The organism is Parazoarcus communis (assembly GCF_003111645.1).
Classification (GTDB): Bacteria; Pseudomonadota; Gammaproteobacteria; order Burkholderiales; family Rhodocyclaceae; genus Parazoarcus; species Parazoarcus communis_A.
On the sequence record NZ_CP022187.1, the window covers coordinates 919,098 to 937,641 of the forward strand.

Here is an 18,544-nt window from a genome sequence, read left to right on the forward strand (position 1 = left end):
GCTCGCCCGGATGGTGAAATTGGTATACACAGCAGACTTAAAATCTGCCGCCGCATGGCTTACGGGTTCAAGTCCCGTTCCGGGCACCAGACGAGACATCATGTCGCGCACACCGCGCCAAGGCGCCCCCGCCCACGAGCCGCGCGTGTCAGCGGCCCGCCTCGGGCAGAACGATATTGACTTCCAGCACCTCGTAGTTGTCCTGCTTTTCGAGTTGAACCTTGATGTCGTCTGGATTGACCGAAACGTACTTCGAGATCACCTCGATCAGCTCACGCTGGAGAGCCGGCATGAAGTCGGGTTGCGCGGGTCCGCCGTTGCGCTCGTGAGCAATCAGCAGTGACAGCCGGTTCTTTGCAATCTCGGCTGTTTTCTTCTTTTCGCCAAACAGGCGGGCAAGCAGAGACATATCACTTGCCTCCGAAAAGGCGCTTCATCAGCCCCGGTTTCTCGTAGTTTACGAAACGCAGCTCACGGTTTTCACCGAGGAAGCGCGCGACCACATCGGAATAGGCCTCGGCAACGTCCGAACCCTTGAGGTGAATGGCGGGTGTGCCCTGGTTGGAAGCGTGAAGCACCGACTCCGACTCGGGAATGACACCGATCAGCGGCACGCGCAGCAACTCCTGCACATCCTTGTACGACAGCATTTCGCCGTCTTCGACGCGCTTGGCAGAGTAACGCGTGACCAGCAGGTGTTCCTTGACCGGCTCGCCACCTTCGCGGGCACGCTTCGACTTCGACTGCAGGATGCCGAGGATGCGGTCCGAGTCGCGAACCGAGGACACTTCCGGGTTGGTGGTGACGATCGCTTCGTCGGCAAAGGTGAGGGCCATCACGGCACCACGCTCGATACCGGCAGGCGAATCGCAGACCACATAGTCGAAGCCCATGTGCTCAAGATCATGCAGCACCTTCTCGACGCCTTCTTCCGTCAGCGCATCCTTGTCGCGCGTCTGGGAAGCGGGAAGGATGAAGAGGTTCTCGCAGTGGCGGTCCTTGATCAGCGCCTGGTTCAGCTTGGCCTCGCCATTGACCACGTTCACGAGGTCATACACGACACGGCGCTCGCACCCCATGATGAGGTCGAGGTTGCGCAGACCGACGTCGAAGTCGATCACGGCCGTCTTGAAGCCGCGCAGGGCCAGTCCTGACGAGAATGCAGCGCTGGTGGTGGTTTTACCTACGCCGCCCTTGCCAGAAGTAATGACGATGACTTTCACGTTTTCCCCTTGAATGTATGTATGCCGCGTCAGTCGAGCTGCTGCGGTTCGATTTCTATGGTCTGTGCATTCCCAGCGTCGTTCAGTCGCACCATGGCACCACGCCCGGCAATTGCCTCAGGGATGCCTTTTTCGAAGGTGCGATAAACGCCGGCGATGGAAACCAGCTCCGGACCGAAATTGGTTGCAATGATGCGCGCCTTGCTGTTTCCCTGCGCACCAGCCAGCGCTCGGCCACGAAGCGGGCCGAAGCAGTGAATGCTGCCGTCGGCGATGACCTCGGCGCCGTTACTCATGCCTGCCAGCAATACCAGGTCGCCACCACGTGCATACACCTGCTGTCCGGAGCGCAGCGGACGCTCGACGAACAGTGTGTTGGGAAGGGACGCCGGAGCTGAAGGGGCCGCGGGTTGCGGCGGAGCCTCCGCCTTTGGAGCGGGTGCTGGCGGCGGTGTGCGGGATGTTTCGCTTGCCGGCCGTTCGCGCAGTTCGAGGTTGTCAAGTATGGCCAGTCCGGCCTGACGCGCAGCGGCCGAGAGCTCTGCGGGCAGGTTGCGTACGCCGATCGGTTGCAGCTGATAGCGTCGGAGCAGGGACAGCAGCCCGGCCCAGTCTACACGTCCAGGCGCCTTGGTGATGCCGGAGAAATCGAGAATGGCGGCTTCGCCATTGAAGAAGTCCGGCATGCCGCCGAGCATCTTGTGCAGCGAGTCGGCCAGGCCGACGGGTTCGGTATCGCGCAGGACGGCAATGGTTGCGCCGAGTGTCGTATTGCGAAACTCGATGGAGCGGTTGGGCGCGGACGTGGTCATGTGCAGAGTTTACCGTTTAATCGCGCGAGTTTACTGAGGGTCGGTGAATACGGCAAGAATGTGACGGGCATCGTTGTCACGCCGGCCGCGTTTCAGTGCAGGGTCGGGGGCTGAAACAGCGTATCGATGTCGTCTTCATCGAAACGGTAGGTGTGATTCGACAGTTCGTCATGGACCAGCACCTCGCCCTGTTCGGCAAGTACCGCGCGCACTTCAGCCTCGCCGAGCCCCTGCAGCATGGTTGCGATCTTTTCCGGCTCGGGGGGCCAGATATGGGTAACAGCCCGCGGCGGGTAGATTCTTACGTCTTCTTCGGCAAAAAGGCGGCCAAGCAGCACTTCCGGCGACAGGGTGAGCAGTTCGTCGGGGCGTACGGTCTGCGCAAGCTGCATGATGCGCGACCAGCCGTCCTCGTCCTTTGCATCTGCGCCGGGCAGGCGCTGCACGAACAGCGCGGCGCTGGCGGAGGGATCACAGGCCAGCCAGAGACCCGCAGGCTGTTGCTCGGACTGTTCGAGGTAATGGGAGAACACGCTCGCGATGCTGTCGCCTTCCAGCGGCACCAGACTCTGATAGGGCTGGTCCATGCCCTGGATGTCGAGCGACAGTTGCAGGCGACCATCACCGACAATCTCGCCAAGCGTATCGCCGGTAATTTCGCCTTCCGATTTCGCGTAACCACGCAGGTTCATTTCGGCGTTGCAATCGACCACGAGCAGCCTGAGCGGACCATGACCCTGCACCTGAAACGTCAGCCGTCCGGTTTGCTTGAGGTTTCCGGTGATGATGGCCGATACCGCACTCATCTCGCCGAGCAGGCGGCTGACAGGCGCCGGATAGTGACGCCCGACCTGCATGGCTTTCCAGACGTCGTCAAGACGGACGACCGCACCGCGGATGTCGAGTTTTTCCAGCAGAAAACGCTGTACGTAGCTTGAGGGCAGGGTGCTCATTGATCTTCAGGCTCTGAGGGTTTGATGAAGCTTGCAAAGAGTTGGGGGTCGAACCCCACCAGCAGGTGACCGGATGCCGTTTCGACCACGGGCCGCTTGATCAGGCTCGGGTTCTCCAGCATCAGCTGGACCGCAGCGCTCTGGGTGTCGATCGCCTGCTGCTCGGGCGACAGCTTGCGCCAGGTCGTGCCGCGGGTGTTGATCAGCGTCTTCCAGCCCAGCGCCTTGCTCCAGTCATGCAGCTTGCCGGACGTGATCCCGTCCTTGCGATAGTCATGAAAGCGATATGCTGCGCCGCGCTCGGTAAGCCAGGCGATGCTCTTCTTCATGGTGTCGCAGTTCTTGATGCCGTAGATCACCGTTACCTTGTCCATTTCGTGCTCTCCAACGCGGTCAGGATCCGCTCACTTCTTGCGGGCGCGTGCAAAGGCATCGGCAAACGCATTATTGCCGGCGCTGCGCTCAGCTTGCTTGGGGCGTGCTTCCTGCGGGCGCGCCTGGCGTTGCGGGTTGCCGCGGGGCCCCTGGGGGCGCTCGGGCCGACCGCTGCCTGCATCGCCGCGCGGTGGCTGAACTTCGTCGGCAAGGCGCATGGTCAGCGCAATCCGCTTGCGGACAACATCGACCTCGAGCACCTTCACTTTCACCACCTGACCCGCCTTGACCACCGAGTGCGGATCCTTGACGAAGGTGTTCGACAGCGCCGAGATGTGCACCAGTCCGTCCTGATGCACACCGATATCGACGAAAGCGCCAAAGTTCGTGACATTGGTCACCACGCCTTCGAGCAGCATGCCGGGCTGCAGATCCTTCAGCGTTTCGATGCCATCGCGGAAGGTGGCTGTGCGGAACTCGGGGCGCGGGTCGCGGCCGGGTTTCTCGAGCTCGGCAAGGATGTCCTGTACGGTCGGAAGGCCAAAGCGGTCGTCGGTGAAGTCGGCGGGTTTGAGGCTCTTCAGCATGCTGCCGTTGCCCATCAGCTCGCGAACGCTTTTCTGGACGCGCGCCAGAATGCGCTCGACCACCGGGTAGGCTTCCGGGTGCACCGAGGACGCATCGAGTGGATTGTCACCGGTCTGGATGCGCAGAAATCCGGCGGCCTGCTCGAAGGTCTTGGGGCCGAGTCGCGGCACGTCCTTCAGTGCGCTGCGACTGCGGAAGGGGCCGTTGGCGTCACGGTATTCAACGATATTGCCCGCAAGCGTCGCGTTGAGACCGGAGATCCGGGCCAGCAGCGGGGCCGATGCGGTGTTGACGTCCACCCCGACGGCATTCACGCAATCTTCGACGACAGCGTCCAGGCTCTTGGCGAGCTTGCCCTGGTTGAGGTCGTGCTGATATTGACCAACCCCGATCGACTTCGGATCGATCTTCACCAGTTCGGCCAGCGGATCCTGCAGGCGACGCGCAATCGACACCGCACCACGCAGGCTGACATCGACATCGGGAAACTCACGTGCGGCCAGTTCCGACGCCGAATACACCGACGCGCCAGCCTCAGAGACCATGACCTTGGTGAGCTTGAACTCGGGGTGGCGCTGCATCAGTTCCGCCGCCAGCGCGTCGGTCTCGCGTGAAGCGGTACCGTTGCCAATGGCGATCAGTTCGACCGCGTGCTTCTTCGCCAGCATCGCAAGGGCAGCGAGCGAGGACTCGCGGTCACGACGCGGCTCGAAGGGGTAGATGGTTGCGGTGTCGACGAGCTTGCCGGTGGCATCGACAACGGCGACCTTCACCCCGGTCCGGATGCCGGGGTCGAGTCCCATCGTGGTCCGGCTGCCGGCCGGTGCGGCGAGCAGGAGATCCTTGAGGTTGCGGGCAAAGACGCGGGTTGCTTCCTCTTCGGCGCGTTCGCGCAGCTCGCTCATGAGTTCGAGTTCGAGATGGAGCGACACCTTCACGCTCCACGTCCAGCGTACCGTGTCCGCAAGCCAGCGATCCGCCGGCCGGCCCTGATTGCGGATGCCGAAGCGCACCGCGATGCGGCCTTCGCAGGGGTGAGGCGCATCGGGATCGGGGCGCTCAACCTCCAGACCGAGGCGAAGCACGCCCTCATTGCGGCCGCGCAGCAGCGCGAGCGCCCGGTGCGAGGGCATGTTTGCGATCGGCTCCTGAAAGTCGAACCAGTCGCGAAACTTCGCACCTTCGGTTTCCTTGCCCTCAATCACGCTGGAGCGGACGAGTCCGTAATCGTGCAGATAGTTGCGCAGTTCGCCCAGCAGCGTCGCGTCCTCGGCGAACTGCTCCATCAGGATCTGGCGCGCACCATCCAGTACGGACTTTGCATCCTCGAAGCCGGCTTCCGGGTTCAGATAGCGGGCCGCCTCGACCTCAGGCGTAAGTGTCGGGTCGGCAAGCAGCGCCTCGGCGAGCGGCGCAATGCCGGCTTCGCGCGCAATCTGGGCCTTGGTGCGGCGCTTCGGCTTGAAGGGAAGGTAGAGATCTTCCAGGCGTTGCTTGGTATCGGCGTTTTCAAGCTCGGCGCGCAGTGCGGGGGTGAGCTTGCCTTGTTCGTCGACCGACGCGATGACGGTGGATCGGCGGTCTTCGAGTTCGCGCAAATACCCCAGCCGCTCTTCCAGCAATCGCAACTGGGTGTCGTCCAGGCCGCCGGTGACTTCCTTGCGGTACCGCGAGATGAAGGGCACGGTCGCGCCTTCATCAAGCAGTTTCACGGCAGAGAAGACCTGTCTGGCGGGAACGCCGAGTTCATCGGCAATACGGTGTTCGATGGGGGGGAGCATGGCAGGGTCACCGTGGCGAGCACGGCGCAATGGTTCTCATGAAGGGCGCGATGGTGCAGCAAGCGCCGCTGCGGGACAAGGGGGCGACGACAATCGCCCCTTGCCCTCAGAGCGCGACCAGCGTCTGCCTGCCCCACCACTGCTGGTGCGGCGGAAGCTCGACCGCCTGATCGGCAACCGCCGCTTCGGTGCATAACATGCGGCGAAAACCGCTGTTGGGCATGTCGGCGAGTGCGGCGCAACGTGTCTCCCACGGGTTCCAGATCACAACATCCGGAAAACCCTCGGTATTCACGCCGAGACTGCGGCGGTGGTCACGCACGAGAAGCGGACGGGTCACCTTGCAGTAGATGCGGTCGACTTCCGCGTCGACCATGATCCGCTCACCGCTTTCACGACGGACGACGTTGCCCGCAGCCGTATCGCGATAGCTGAAGCCGTAAAGCCCCTCGAGTGCGATCTCCTCGACTTCGCTGACGCGAAGATAGGTATGGAGCGCGCCGGTAAACGAAAACGCCTCGTCGCCGGTGTTCTCGACCGAGAGTTCGAGGTCTAGCCGGTTGTCTTCCACTGCTACCGTCAGTTCAAGGGCGAAGGCGTGCGGCCAGATGGCGCGTGTTTCTTCATCGTCGACGATACGCAGCACCGCAATGGCGAAATCCTCGCCGGTGCGCTGCTCGACGACGCTCCACACCCTGGTGCGCACGAATCCGTGCTTCGGAAGCGTGCCCTGGTCGGCAAACTGCGGAAAGCAGACCGGTACGCCACCCCGAATCGGCACACTGCCGTCAAAGACCGCCTGCTCGCTGAGATAGAGCCACTCCTTGCCGCCACGTGGCGTCCACGACAGCACCTGCCCACCCAGCAGGCTCACCACCACCCGCGCGCCCGAAACGTCCATCGCCAGGGCAGCAAGGCCCTGAAACTCCACCTGTTCGATCGTTGCACTCATCCGGCTCAGTCCTGCAGGGGCAGTACGCCCACCTTGACCGTGTTGTCTTCCGGGTCGTTGGTGAGGATGAAGCCGAGCTTGGAGACGAACTTGAGCATGCGGTCGTTGTTGGAGAGGAACACGCCGTTGATGTAGAGCAGCCCGCGGTTACGTGCGGTTTCGATCAACACGCCCATGAGCTTGCGTGCAAGTCCGCGATGCTGCCAGTCGTCTGCCACGACAACGGCGAACTCGCAGGATTCGCCGTCCGGGTTGACTGCATAGCGACACACGCCGATCTCTTTTTCCACGCCATCGACGTCCATCGTGGCGAGGAAGGCCATTTCGCGGTCGTAATCGATCTGCGTCAGTCGCGCCACCATTGCTGGCGGCAGTTCGCGCATCGTGTTCATGAAGCGGTAGTACTTGGTTTCCTGTGACAGATTACGCACGAACTCCACTTCGAGGTCGGCATCTTCGGGCTTGATCGGACGAATGGTCACGACCGTGCCGTCCGGCACTGTCCACTTGCTGATCAGGTGCGATGGATAGGGGTGAATCGCCATGTGGTCGTAGCGATCGGCGGTGGGCGACACGTTGTCCACAACGATGCGGGCATCGACCGCTACTGCGCCGTTTTCATCAACGATCAGGGGGTTGATGTCCATGCCGGTGATCCACGGCAACTCGCACACCATTTCAGAGACGCGCAACAGCACCAGCTCCAGCGCATCCATGTCGACGGCGGGGAGGTTGCGGAACTCGCCGAGACGGACGGCGATCCGGGTGGAGCGGATCATGTCGCGCACCAGGAAGCCGTTGAGCGGCGGCAGAGCCACCGCGATGTCGCGGTTGGCCTCGACCTGGTTGCCACCTTCACCGAAGGTGATCACGGGGCCGAACACCGGGTCGCGGCGGACACCGATCACCAGTTCGCGACCATTGCGCTTCTGGATCATGGGTTCGATCGAGACACCGTTGATGATGGCGTCGGGCTGGCTCTTCTTTACCGCCTCGAGAATCTCCTGATAGGCCGAACGCACGACGGCGAGACTGGTGAGGTTGAGCCGCACCCCGCCGACATCGGACTTGTGGATCACCGATGCGGAGTCGATCTTCATCACCACCGGCAGACCAATCTCTTCCGCAAGCACCATGGCTTCGGTCGCCGAGCGCGCCACGACGGTCTGCGCAATCGGAATCCGGAACGCGGCGAGCAAGGCCTTGGATTCCATTTCGTTGAGGGTCTTGCGACGCTCACTGAGTGCGGTTTCGATGACCAGACGGGCGCTTTCGACCGACGGCGGCGACAGGTGGGAGAGCGAGGCCGGCACCTGCATCAGCAGTTTCTGGTTGCGGTAGTAGGACGAAATGTGGCCGACCAGCTCCACCGCGGGCTCCGGCGTGCGGAAGGTCGGAATGCCGGCCTCGATGAACATGCGGCGCGACTCCGCCACGAGTTCTTCGCCCATCCAGCAGGTCACCACCGGCTTGTCCGCGGTTTTTTCGATCTCGATGACGGTCCTGGCAACCTCGCTCGGATTGGTCATGGCCTGCGGGGTCAGCATTACCAGCACGCCATCCACGTTGGGGCCGTCGATGACCGCCTGCAGGGTCTTGCTGTAGCGCTCGGGGTCGGCGTCGCCGAGGATGTCGATCGGATTGCCGCGCGACCAGCCTGCCGGAAGGATGGCGTTGAGCTTCTCCATCGTGCTGTCGGAGAACTCGCTCAGCGGAATGTCGATATCCATTGCGCGGTCGGCTGCCATCACACCCGGTCCGCCGCCGTTGGTAATGATTGCAAGGCGGTTGCCGCGCGGCCGGAAATGGGAGAACAGCGCATTGGCAGCGGCAAAGAGCTGGCCAAGGTTGTACAGGCGGATCACGCCGGCACGACGGAGTGCGGCGTCAAAGACGGCATCGTCGCCTATCGGGGCGCCCGAATGCGACAGAATGGCGCGCGACACGTCCGGATGACGCCCGGCCTTGATCAGCAGCACCGGTTTTACCCGCGCTGCGCCGCGAAGCGCGCTCATGAATCGGCGTGCATCGCGGATACCTTCGACGTACAGGAAGATGCTCTCGGTACGCGGATCCGAGATCATGAACTCGAGCACCTCGCCGAAATCGATGTCGCTTGAAGTGCCCAGCGACACCACAGCGGAAAAGCCCACGTTGTTCGGTTTTGCCCAGTCAAGAATGGCCGCACACAGCGCGCCCGACTGCGAGATCAGACCGATGCTGCCCTTGCTGGCCGTCGCATGGGCAAACGTGGCATTGAGTCCGAGGTCGGGACGCATGATGCCAAGGCAGTTCGGCCCGAGCAGACGGATCTTGTGCCGCCGCGCCGCTTCGACAACGTGGCGTTCGTAGAGGGCGCCACGCGGGCCTGCTTCGGAAAATCCGGATGACAGCACGACGGCTGCCTTCACCCCGGCACGGCCGCAGCTGTCGATGATGGCCGCGACCTTCTCGGCGCGGACGGCCACGACTGCAAGGTCCAGCCGCTGCGGAACATCTTCGACGGATTTGTAGCAAATCAGGTCGAATACGTTCTCATGCTTCGGATTGACCGCGAACAGCCGCCCCTTGAAACCCGCATCGATCATGTTGCGCATGAGCACGCTGCCGAGCGAATTCTCGCGCTCGCTGGCACCGATAATGGCTACCGAGCGGGGCTCGAGAAGCGGGGAAAGATAGTGTTTTTCATTCATGAAAGGGCTGCCCTGTAAGGGTATGACGCCGCCGGCTCAGGCCTTCAAGGTCGGTTGACCATGACGGATCATCGATAATGAGCAAATTATACTGCAGTGCACAATAAGCCTGCCTAGGGATTACCCTAGGTTGCGAAAAGGGTTCATCTGTTTCGCGCCGCACATTGTGTATCGGCTTCGATGCGCGGAAATTGACGCTTGTCACAGGGTGAAGAAAAAACGCGCGCCGCGACCGGGCTCTGCCTCTGCCCGTATGCTGCCGCCATGGCGCTGAATGATGCGCTGAACGGTCGCCAGGCCGATTCCGGTGCCAGCAAACTCCGCGCTGTTGTGCAGACGACTGAAAGGGCGGAAAAGACTTGCCGCAAAAGCCATGTCGAACCCGGCCCCGTTGTCTTCAACGCAGAACACCCGCCGCTCTCCCTCCAGACTGACGCCGAAACTGATTTTTGCGTCCGGCTTGCCGGCCGAGAACTTCCACGCATTACGCAACAGGTTCTCAAGCATCACGCGTACAAGCACGCGATCCGCACTGACGGTCATTTCACGCGTAACTTCGAACTCAACCTTGCGCTCGGGTTCCTCAGAGCGGATCTCGTCAATGATCTGCAGTGCGAGTTCGGACAGATTGACGGCCTCCTTGTGCACCGACTGCCGGGTCAGTCGCGCGAGCTCGATGAGTGCATCGATCAGGTGCGCCATGCGGTGGGTGGCACGGCGGATGCGTTCGATATAGTTGGTCGTCGCGGGCGTGAGCTGCCCGCTGAGATCTTCTTCGAGAATGCGCGCGAAGCCATCGATCGCCCGCAACGGGGCGCGCAGATCGTGGGACACCGAATAGGAAAACGCTTCGAGCTCGCGATTGGCCGCTTCCATCTCTGCGGTGCGGAGCCGAACCCTCGATTCAAGCTCCTGATTGACGTTTTTCAGGGTGAGCTCAGCGACCTTGCGCGAGGAGATGTCGTCCAGTGTCCCGGCAATGCCCCTGATCTCACCGTTGCTGCCGATGAGCGGGCGTCCCGAGGCCTCGATCCAGCGGATTTCGCCCTTTCGGGTGCGCAATCGCGTCTGGCAGGTGCATTCCGAAATTTCACCCGACATGATCTGTGCAAGCATGTGCCTGACGCCCGGGCAGTCGTCGGGGTGCAGAAAATCGGTAAACGGCCGCCCCAGACTGCGCTCGATCGTGTGTCCGGTGAGACGGTGCCATACGCCGTTCAGAAAACTCAGGCGTCCATCAGGATCGGTCTGGAAGATCACCTCGATGACCGACTCGACCACGTCGTGGTAGCGCTGCTCGCTTTCATTCAGCGCCCGCTCGGCACTCACGCGCGAGGTCACACTGCGCCCGATGCCGTGATAGCCGACGAAAACCCCTGCTTTGAAGACGGGGCTCCCGACAAGTTCATAGTAATGGATTCGGTTGTCTTCGGTCTTGTGCGAGAAGACCAGACTGGTTCGTTCATGCTGATCGAGCCGTCGACGATATTCGGTCCAGTCCTGTTCTGTAGCGTGAATCGCGGGGCTCTCCCACGGGGCCCGACCGATCAGGCGCTGCGGGTCCTCGCCGGTCTGTTTCTCAAAGCCAGCGCTGATATCGGTATAGCAGTGTGCGTCGTCGGTCTCCCAGCGCCAGTCGCTGGCGAGTTCGAGCAGCTCGCGCAAGCGGTTGCGTTCTTGCAGCAGCTTCCGATCGGGACGCGCGCGTTTGTCGGCCTTGCCGCGCAGCAGTCCGAGCGTGAGCATGCCCGCCACCACAAGTGACGGGAACGCCAGAATGCTTAGCCAGTCGGGGCTGTTCACCCTGCGGCCTCGGTCATTCCGGTGTAAGACGGGCGGGGCTGCCGCTTGCCGTGAGTGAGTCCGGTATGTGCCAGAACCATGTCTGCTCCTTCATCAACGCGTGTGCGTCGGTAGAATGAGGTGACCTGCTGTTGCTGCCTCCCTTCATGATAATGCCTTACAGAGCGGACAATGACCGAATTCAACCAGTCTCGTAACCCATCCGGTTGTGCTGGACATGGCGCCGGCGGAGACCCGTCGCCGTGGGTGCGCCGTTTCAGCGCCCTGATTCCGGCGGGCGGGCATGTGCTCGACTATGCCTGCGGCGGAGGGCGTCACGCCCTGTGGCTTGCCCGCCACGGCTATCGCGTCGAAGCGGCTGACCGCAATCGCGACGCATTGGCTGGTCTCGCGCAAGAGGAAGGCATTTCTACCCGTGAAGTTGACCTCGAATCGAGCAACTGGCCCTATGTCGGCCAGTTTTTTGATGCAGTCGTGGTCTGCAACTACCTGTACCGGCCCGGCTTCGAACGCCTGCTCGATCTGCTGCCCGAGGGCGGGGTGCTGATCTACGAAACCTTCATGGCCGGAAACGAGCAGTTTGGCAGGCCTGCGAGCCCCGATTTCCTGCTGCTGCCAGGCGAGCTTCTGACGCGCTGTGCGGGATGGCAGATCGTCGCCTTCGAGCAAGGCGTCGTGAGCAGCCCCCGTCAGGCCGCGATCCAGCGCATCTGTGCCGTTCGCGGTCCAGCGCTTGCAACGGTGCTGCCCTGATCAGGCAGGCAGCTTCGCCAGAATCTGCTGCGCAAGCCGGTCGATGCCTGCGGGCGACAGGTCGCGGGTCTCGAACGCGGGGGCACCGGCCAGGCCGGGAAAGTTGCCGCCCTGCGAGCGACGGTAGAGCGGATCGTAATGCAGGTCGATGAACTCACCGAACAGGGTCGGCAAGTCGCGGCTTTCGGCAAGCTGCCGCCAACGCGCCAGCGTTTCGTTGCTCTGCAGACTTCTCAGGCGTTCGATGTTCTGCAGCAGGGTGGGGATGTCATCGCCCAGATAGGCATAGTCACGGATCAGGAAGCTTAGCCTGGCGTCGCGTTCTGCCTCGATCCGGATGCAAGGTGCGGCGCGCATTGCGCCGATCAGCGGCTCCGGAATATGGGTGCGGCCAATCTTGCGGCTTTCGGCCTCGACAAACACGGGCCGCGCCGGATCGAGTTTGCGGATGCGGTCATACAGCGTGGTCTCGAAGCCCTTCTGCGTCGGCTGGGGTCGGTCGGGCAGGGCACCGAGCACCGAACCCTTGTGCGCCGCGATGTCCTCAAGGTCAAGCACCTGGGCGCCGTGCCGGGCAAGTGCCTCGAGGATGCGCGTTTTCCCGCTTCCGGTTGCGCCGCAGATCATGCGCAGTTGCAGTTGCGGTGCCAGTGTCTCGATCTGTTCGATCACCAGGTGCCTGAACTGCTTGTAGCCACCGGCGAGTTGTTGTGCGTCCCACCCGATCAGGCGCAGCCAGGTCACGAACGATCCGCTGCGCTGGCCTCCGCGCCAGCAGTAGACGAGAGGGCGCCAGTTGCGGGGCTTGTCCTGCATGTAGCCCGAGACATGACGGGCGATGTTCTCTGCCACCATCGCGCCACCGATGCGACGGGCTTCGAAGGCTGATTTCTGCTTGTAAATGGTTCCGACAACGATCCGCTGTTCGTTGTCCAGCACCGGCAGGTTGATGGCCCCGGGGACGTGGTCCTCGGCAAATTCGGCGGGGGTACGGACGTCGATGATCTCGTCAAAGGTTTCCAGCTGTGCTACGGTCGCGACGCCTTTCTGCATGTATTGTTACGGGCAAGGTCGCAATGTTGCCGACTGCCCGGTACTCCCTTCAGGTCATGGATCAGATCAAACTTACCCAATTCTCCCACGGCGGTGGATGTGGCTGCAAAATTGCCCCCGGCGTCCTATCTGAACTGCTGTCGCAAATGCCGCCCGGCCTTGTCCCGCCCGATTTGCTGGTCGGTACCGATACCGCGGACGATGCAGCGGTGTATCGCCTCAACGACCGCCAGGCCGTGGTGGCGACCACCGATTTCTTTACCCCGATCGTCGACGACCCGCGCGACTTTGGTCGCATTGCGGCCACCAACGCCCTGTCCGACGTTTATGCGATGGGCGGCACGCCGATCTTTGCACTGGCCATTGTCGGCATGCCGCTCGACAAGCTCCCGGGTGAGGTGATCGGTCGCATTCTCGAGGGCGGTGCTTCCGTGTGTCGCGAAGCCGGCATTCCCGTTGCGGGTGGGCACTCGATCGACGTGCTCGAACCCATCTACGGCCTCGTCGGGATCGGGGTGGTCGACCCCGCGCGGGTTCGCACCAATTCCGGCGCACGCGAAGGCGACGCACTGATCCTTAGCAAGCCGCTCGGGATCGGCATTCTGTCGGCCGGTCTGAAGAAGGGCATCCTCAGTGCGGATGGCTACGCCGAAATGCTGCGATGGACCACGACGCTGAACCGTGTCGGCGCAAAACTTGCCGAGCTCGATGGCGTGCACGCCATGACCGACGTGACCGGCTTTGGGCTTGCAGGCCACCTGCTCGAGATGTGTCGCGGGGCAGGGCTTGCGGCCGAGGTCGAGTTCGACAGCCTGCCTGTGATTCCGGAGGCGCTGCACCTCGTTCGCGACGGCGTCGCAACCGGCGCGTCGTCCCGCAACTGGGCAAGCTACGGCGCTTCGGTTTCGATGCGCGGAGATGCGTCCGAGTGGCAGCGCAAGCTGGTCACCGATCCGCAGACCTCGGGCGGCTTGCTGATCTCATGCGCGCCAGCGCTTGCAAATGAGGTGCTGGCACTGATCGAGGCGGCGCAGGGCAATGCAGCTCGCGTCATCGGCCACATGCGCGCAGGCTCGCCTGTGCTCACCGTTGCCTGACCTGCTCAACGTTTCGCGGTCGCTTGTCCGAGCATCGGTTTGAGCGACGCCCAAACGGTGTCGAGCACTTGAAACTGGGCCTCTGCAGTGGGATGTATGCCGTCGGAAAGAAAGAACTCGGGACGGTCCGCAAAGCCCTCAAGCAGGAAAGGCACGAGGGGCACACCTGTCGCCCGGGCGACCTCGGCATAGGCTGCGGTAAAGCTGCGCGTATAGGCAGGGCCATAGTTTGGCGGCATCTGCATGCCTACAAGCAGCACCTTGCTGCCGGCCTTGCGCGCCTCCGAAACCATTGCGTCGAGGTTCGCAGCCAGCAGCTTCGTGGGCAGGCCGCGCAGGCCATCATTGGCGCCAAGCTCGATAATGACGACGTCGGGCTTGTGCGTGTTCAGTGCAGCGGGCAGGCGGGAGCGTCCGCCGGCCGAGGTTTCACCGGAAACACTGGCATTCACCACCCGATGGGGGAACCCTTCCGACTCCAGGCGCGTCTGCAACAGGGTGGGCCAGGCCTCTTCGGCTTTGAGCCCGTAGCCGGCAGAAAGGCTGTCCCCCCACACCATGATCGTTGCTGCCTGAGCGGCACCGGCAAACAGAAAAAGCAGGAAGGTGAGCATGGATCGCAGCGGCATTCAAGTCTCCAGTCCGGTCCTCGAAGTCGAGGATCTGAGTAAAAGTGTAACGATGGCCGACGGCAAGGGCGAGTTGCATATTCTCAACAGGATCTGTTTCGCGGTCGGTTCGGGCGAGTCGGTGGCGATCGTCGGCGCGTCGGGTTCGGGCAAATCCACACTGCTCGGATTGCTTGCGGGGCTCGATGTTCCCGTCAGCGGCAGTGTGCGAATACTCGGCACCAGGCTGTTCGAGCTCGACGAGGATGAGCGGGCCGCGCTGCGCGGGGAGTCCGTCGGCTTCGTTTTCCAGTCCTTCCAGCTGTTGCCGGCACTCACTGCGCTCGAAAACGTGATGCTTCCGCTGGAGCTGGCCGGCAACACCGACGCCGAGGGCATTGCGACCCAATGGCTGGAGCGCGTGGGCCTGGGCAGCCGGATCACGCATTACCCCAAGCATCTTTCCGGCGGCGAGCAGCAGCGCGTCGCACTTGCGCGCGCCTTTGCCGCCAGTCCCCAATTGCTCCTTGCCGACGAACCGACCGGCAACCTCGATGCGGCCACGGGTCAGGCAATCATCGAGCTGATGTTCAACCTCAATCGCGAGGCGGGTACAACGCTGATTCTGGTGACCCATGACGAGTCGCTGGCGCAGCGCTGCGGTCGAATTCTGCGCATGACGGCCGGCGAGCTTGCCGAGGTCGAAGCCGAAGAGACAGCGCCAGGCTGAGCCTGTCTGCGATCACTGCCTCGTGTCTCAGGCGCCATGCATCCGGCGGCGGACGAAATGGGCTCAGGTGCGCACCGAGTGCGCGGGCTTTCCGGCAAGCCTTGCACGAATTGCCTCGGCGCACGCGACGCCCGAGCGGACCGCCGACTCAAGGGTTGCCGGGTAGTCGGAGTCGATGTAATCGCCCGCAAGCCACAAACCGGGTACCGGCGTCCGGATGCCGGGACGGAGAAGATCCGGACGGCACGCAAAAGTCGCACGTTTCTCCACGATCACCTGCGACCACCGGGGCGCCGGAAGGCGGCGTCCGAGCTCGCGCTCGAGCTGGGCAAGCACGGCGAGGATCAGCTCGTCGTGCGACCAGCCTTCGTACTCACCGTGCGCACTGATGACGCAGGCCAGCAGGCCGGCTTCACCCCCGAAGCGGCCGCGATCGAAGGCCCACTGGGCGGGACCGTCCGCGAGCCCGATCATGGCCTCCGGCAGGGTCTGACCTTCACCCAGCGCCAGATAGACGGTTGCGATCGGCTCGTGCGGCAGCGCCTCGATCTGCGCCACCAGGCGGTCACACGCCCCAGTTGATGCGAGCAGACTGGTCGCGTGGTAAGGCGCGGTGGCGATGACGACCTGGGTCCAGGGCTGGCTGCCCGGATCACCATTGAGCCAGAACCCGCTCTCACTCGGTGTGATCGCGTCAATGCCGTTTCCGGTACGCAGCTTGCCCCTTCGGGTTGCCAGATAGCGCGCAGCGGCGACCGGGAACAGCTCCGACAGATCGATGCGCGGAATCAGCAATTCGCTGGCGGAGGCCGATGCGGCAAGGCTGTCGCGCAACACGTTCGCAAAGATCTGTGCCGAGGCTTCGGCGCTCGGCGTATTGAGTGCCGCCACGCACAGCGGCACCCAGACCAGCTCGCACAGGTTTGCGGTCTGGCGCGTGGTCCTGAGCATGTCGTCTACCGTCATGCCGGCTGCGACACGGAAACCGGCCTTGCGCAGCCAGCGCATCAACCGCAGCATGGCGAAGCGATCCTGCCAGTCAAGTCCCTTTGCCAGCAGCAGCCCGACGGCAAGGTGGAAGGGAGCGGGCAGGGGGGCCGCCTTCAGGCTCATGCGGCCCGGAACATGCAATGTGAGGGGCAGGCGTTCAAGCTGCTTGGGCGAGCCGCCCGTCAGGCGCAGAAGCCGCGTCAGCTCGGTGTAGGCGCCAATCAGGATGTGCTGACCATTGTCGACTTCCCGCCCATCCTTGCGGACGACCCGCGCCCTGCCGCCGAGCGTGAGCGAGCGTTCGAACACGGTGGCGTGAATACCATGGCGTGCCAGCTCGACCGCACAGGCGAGACCCGCATAGCCGGCACCGATGATCGCGACAGCAGGAACGCCGCTCATCTCAACCCTTCATCCAGGTCCAGCCGGCGAGCCAGACCTTGCGCACCGGGGTCAGCGAGGTGCGACGGTCGAGCACCAGGAAGCCATCGCGGGCGATCTCCTTCAGCAGCGTGCGGTAAATCGCCGCCATGACCAGGCCGGGACGCTGGCTCTTGCGGTCGACCGCCGGCAGGCTGGCGAAGGCCTGATCGTAGAACTGCTCGGCACGCTCCGTCTGAAACGCCATCAGCTCACGGAACTTGTCCGAGTACTTGGCTTCGAGAATGTCGCTGGCGGGGACGTTGAAGCGCTGCAGGTCCTCGATTGGCAGGTAGATCCGGCCGCGGCGTGCATCCTCACCGACATCGCGAATGATGTTGGTGAGCTGGAACGCCATGCCGAGGTCATGCGCGTACTTCTGCGTCTGGCGATCGGTGTAGCCGAAAATCTCGGCCGCGAGCAGGCCGACGACGCTGGCCACGCGATAACAGTAGAGCTGCAGGCCCTTGAAATCGAGATAACGGGTCTGCTGCAGGTCCATCTCCATGCCGTCGATGATCTCGAGCAGTTGTTCCTGCGGCAGGCTGAATTGAGCGCTGACGTCCTGAAGCGCGTGACCGACCGGGTGCGTCGGCGTCCCGCCAAACACGCGTCCGATCTCATGCCGCCACCAGTCGAGCTTGGTGTGTGCGAGCGAGACGTCGTGGCATTCATCGACCACGTCGTCGACCTCGCGACAGAATGCATACAGTGCGGTGATCGCCCGGCGCCGCTCGGGCGGCAGGAACATGAAGCTGTAGTAGAAGCTGGAGCCACTCTTGGCGGCCTTGTCCTGGCAGTAATCGTGGGGATTCATTGTTTTTTCTCTTGAAACAGGGCGCGCCAGGCGATTCGCACCCAGTCGGTCTTGCCCAGTACCGGGCGATGGCGGAACACATCGTAACCGGCCGACTCGATGCAATCCAGAATTCGCAGGCCACCGGCGACGACGAGGCGCAACTCCCAGCCCACCCTGCCAGGTAGTCGCAGTGCGAGCGGGGCGCCTTCGAGCATCATCTCGCGTGCGCGTTTCACCTCGAAGGCGAGCAGCGCGCGCCAGCGTTCATCGCATCGTGAAGCATCAATATCGCCCGCATCCACCCCGAAGCGCGCGAGATCGTCCAGCGGAATGTAGATGCGTGTCTTGCGCCAATCGACCGCGACATCCTGCCAGAAATTGATCAGCTGCAGGCTGCTGCAAATGCAGTCCGAAAGATGAAAGTTGTCGCCTTCGGTCCTGTCATACAGATGCAGCAGCAGCCGCCCGACTGGATTCGCCGACCGCCGGCAGTAGTCGAGCAGTTCGGGAAAGTCTGCGTAGCGCGTCTTGCCGACGTCCTGGCTGAATGCGTCGAGCAGGTCGCGCAGCAACTGCACCGGCAAGCCGAACTCGCGCACAGCTCGGCCCAGGCGTTCGAACATCGGCGCGAGCGTGGCATCGCGGATGGCTTCGCCGCGTTCCATTGCGTTGAGCGCGTTGCGGTAATCGTTGAGCCGCGCCAGGCGCATCACCGCGGTGGCATCGCCCTCGTCGGCGATGTCGTCCGCGCTGCGCGCGAAGGCATAGATCGCTTCCACCGGTTCGCGCAGACGAGCCGGCAGCAGAAATGACGCAACGGGGAAGTTTTCGTAGTGATCGACGGGCATCGGAACAGGCGGGAAGCACGGATTTTGGCGCGGATGACGCGGGCGGAGTATAAGCGAAGACGCCCT

The 18,544-nt window shown here is 62.9% G+C and carries 17 protein-coding genes and 1 tRNA gene; 4 read left to right on the forward strand and 14 right to left on the reverse strand.

Annotated elements, in window-relative coordinates:
• The first annotated feature begins 4 nt into the window (after positions 1-4).
• Positions 5-89, forward strand: a tRNA-Leu gene (locus CEW83_RS04275).
• A gap of 59 nt (positions 90-148) precedes the next feature.
• On the opposite strand, the gene minE is transcribed toward CEW83_RS04275, so the two are convergent.
• The 9 genes from minE to CEW83_RS04320 all read right to left on the reverse strand — a co-directional run bounded on the left by minE (position 149) and on the right by CEW83_RS04320 (position 11,180).
• Positions 149-409, reverse strand: a complete 261-nt coding sequence (gene minE, locus CEW83_RS04280) for a cell division topological specificity factor MinE (RefSeq protein ID WP_108948226.1) — start codon at positions 407-409, stop codon at positions 149-151.
• Between the two features lies 1 nt (position 410).
• Positions 411-1,223 carry a septum site-determining protein MinD gene (gene minD, locus CEW83_RS04285; RefSeq protein WP_108948227.1) on the reverse strand — a complete coding sequence of 271 codons (813 nt, stop codon included), beginning with the start codon at positions 1,221-1,223 and terminating at the stop codon, positions 411-413.
• A gap of 29 nt (positions 1,224-1,252) precedes the next feature.
• Positions 1,253-2,035, reverse strand: coding sequence for a septum site-determining protein MinC (gene minC / locus CEW83_RS04290; protein ID WP_108948228.1), 783 nt, complete (start codon positions 2,033-2,035; stop codon positions 1,253-1,255).
• 92 nt (positions 2,036-2,127) lie between these two features.
• Positions 2,128-2,988, reverse strand: a complete 861-nt coding sequence (locus CEW83_RS04295; RefSeq protein WP_108948229.1) for an Hsp33 family molecular chaperone HslO — start codon at positions 2,986-2,988, stop codon at positions 2,128-2,130.
• The gene (locus CEW83_RS04300; RefSeq protein ID WP_108948230.1) at positions 2,985-3,362 is read right to left on the reverse strand and encodes an ArsC family reductase; all 378 of its coding nucleotides are present in this window, start codon (positions 3,360-3,362) and stop codon (positions 2,985-2,987) included. The genes CEW83_RS04295 and CEW83_RS04300 overlap by 4 nt, the downstream gene beginning before the upstream one ends.
• A 30-nt stretch (positions 3,363-3,392) precedes the next feature.
• On the reverse strand, positions 3,393-5,732 hold the full coding sequence (locus CEW83_RS04305; protein WP_108948231.1) for a Tex family protein: 2,340 nt from the start codon (positions 5,730-5,732) through the stop codon (positions 3,393-3,395).
• A gap of 106 nt (positions 5,733-5,838) precedes the next feature.
• Positions 5,839-6,684, reverse strand: coding sequence for a D-hexose-6-phosphate mutarotase (locus tag CEW83_RS04310; protein ID WP_108948232.1), 846 nt, complete (start codon positions 6,682-6,684; stop codon positions 5,839-5,841).
• A 5-nt stretch (positions 6,685-6,689) separates the two neighbouring features.
• Positions 6,690-9,377, reverse strand: coding sequence for a GNAT family N-acetyltransferase (locus CEW83_RS04315; protein ID WP_108948233.1), 2,688 nt, complete (start codon positions 9,375-9,377; stop codon positions 6,690-6,692).
• A gap of 201 nt (positions 9,378-9,578) precedes the next feature.
• Positions 9,579-11,180 carry a sensor histidine kinase gene (locus CEW83_RS04320; protein ID WP_234418989.1) on the reverse strand — a complete coding sequence of 534 codons (1,602 nt, stop codon included), beginning with the start codon at positions 11,178-11,180 and terminating at the stop codon, positions 9,579-9,581.
• Between the two features lie 171 nt (positions 11,181-11,351).
• Between CEW83_RS04320 and CEW83_RS04325 the strand changes: the two genes are divergently transcribed.
• On the forward strand, positions 11,352-11,933 hold the full coding sequence (locus CEW83_RS04325; RefSeq protein ID WP_108948235.1) for a class I SAM-dependent methyltransferase: 582 nt from the start codon (positions 11,352-11,354) through the stop codon (positions 11,931-11,933).
• On the opposite strand, the gene mnmH is transcribed toward CEW83_RS04325, so the two are convergent.
• Positions 11,934-12,986 (reverse strand): tRNA 2-selenouridine(34) synthase MnmH, encoded by a 1,053-nt coding sequence (mnmH, locus tag CEW83_RS04330; protein WP_108948236.1) that lies wholly within the window; start codon positions 12,984-12,986, stop codon positions 11,934-11,936. It lies immediately after the preceding gene.
• A 56-nt stretch (positions 12,987-13,042) separates the two neighbouring features.
• Here mnmH and selD point away from each other — a divergent pair, with 56 nt between their 5' ends.
• Entirely contained in the window at positions 13,043-14,083 is a 1,041-nt protein-coding gene (selD, locus tag CEW83_RS04335; protein WP_108948237.1) for a selenide, water dikinase SelD, read from the forward strand.
• Positions 14,084-14,088: 5 nt separating this feature from the next.
• Here selD and CEW83_RS04340 read toward each other — a convergent pair whose 3' ends face one another.
• On the reverse strand, positions 14,089-14,712 hold the full coding sequence (locus CEW83_RS04340) for an arylesterase (RefSeq protein ID WP_108951201.1): 624 nt from the start codon (positions 14,710-14,712) through the stop codon (positions 14,089-14,091).
• Between CEW83_RS04340 and CEW83_RS04345 the strand changes: the two genes are divergently transcribed.
• Complete coding sequence (locus CEW83_RS04345; protein ID WP_108948238.1) at positions 14,696-15,421, forward strand: ABC transporter ATP-binding protein; 726 nt, start codon at positions 14,696-14,698, stop codon at positions 15,419-15,421. The two genes, CEW83_RS04340 and CEW83_RS04345, sit on opposite strands and share 17 nt — an antisense overlap.
• 63 nt (positions 15,422-15,484) lie before the next feature.
• Here the strand turns inward: CEW83_RS04345 and hpnE are convergent, their stop codons facing one another.
• Genes hpnE through hpnC form a run of 3 tightly spaced genes read right to left on the reverse strand, consistent with a single transcriptional unit; the run spans position 15,485 to position 18,478 of the window.
• Complete coding sequence (gene hpnE / locus CEW83_RS04350; protein WP_108948239.1) at positions 15,485-16,813, reverse strand: hydroxysqualene dehydroxylase HpnE; 1,329 nt, start codon at positions 16,811-16,813, stop codon at positions 15,485-15,487.
• 1 nt (position 16,814) lies between these two features.
• On the reverse strand, positions 16,815-17,648 hold the full coding sequence (gene hpnD / locus CEW83_RS04355) for a presqualene diphosphate synthase HpnD (protein ID WP_108948240.1): 834 nt from the start codon (positions 17,646-17,648) through the stop codon (positions 16,815-16,817).
• Positions 17,645-18,478 carry a squalene synthase HpnC gene (hpnC, locus tag CEW83_RS04360; protein ID WP_108948241.1) on the reverse strand — a complete coding sequence of 278 codons (834 nt, stop codon included), beginning with the start codon at positions 18,476-18,478 and terminating at the stop codon, positions 17,645-17,647. The genes hpnD and hpnC overlap by 4 nt, the downstream gene beginning before the upstream one ends.
• Positions 18,479-18,544: the final 66 nt, after the last annotated feature.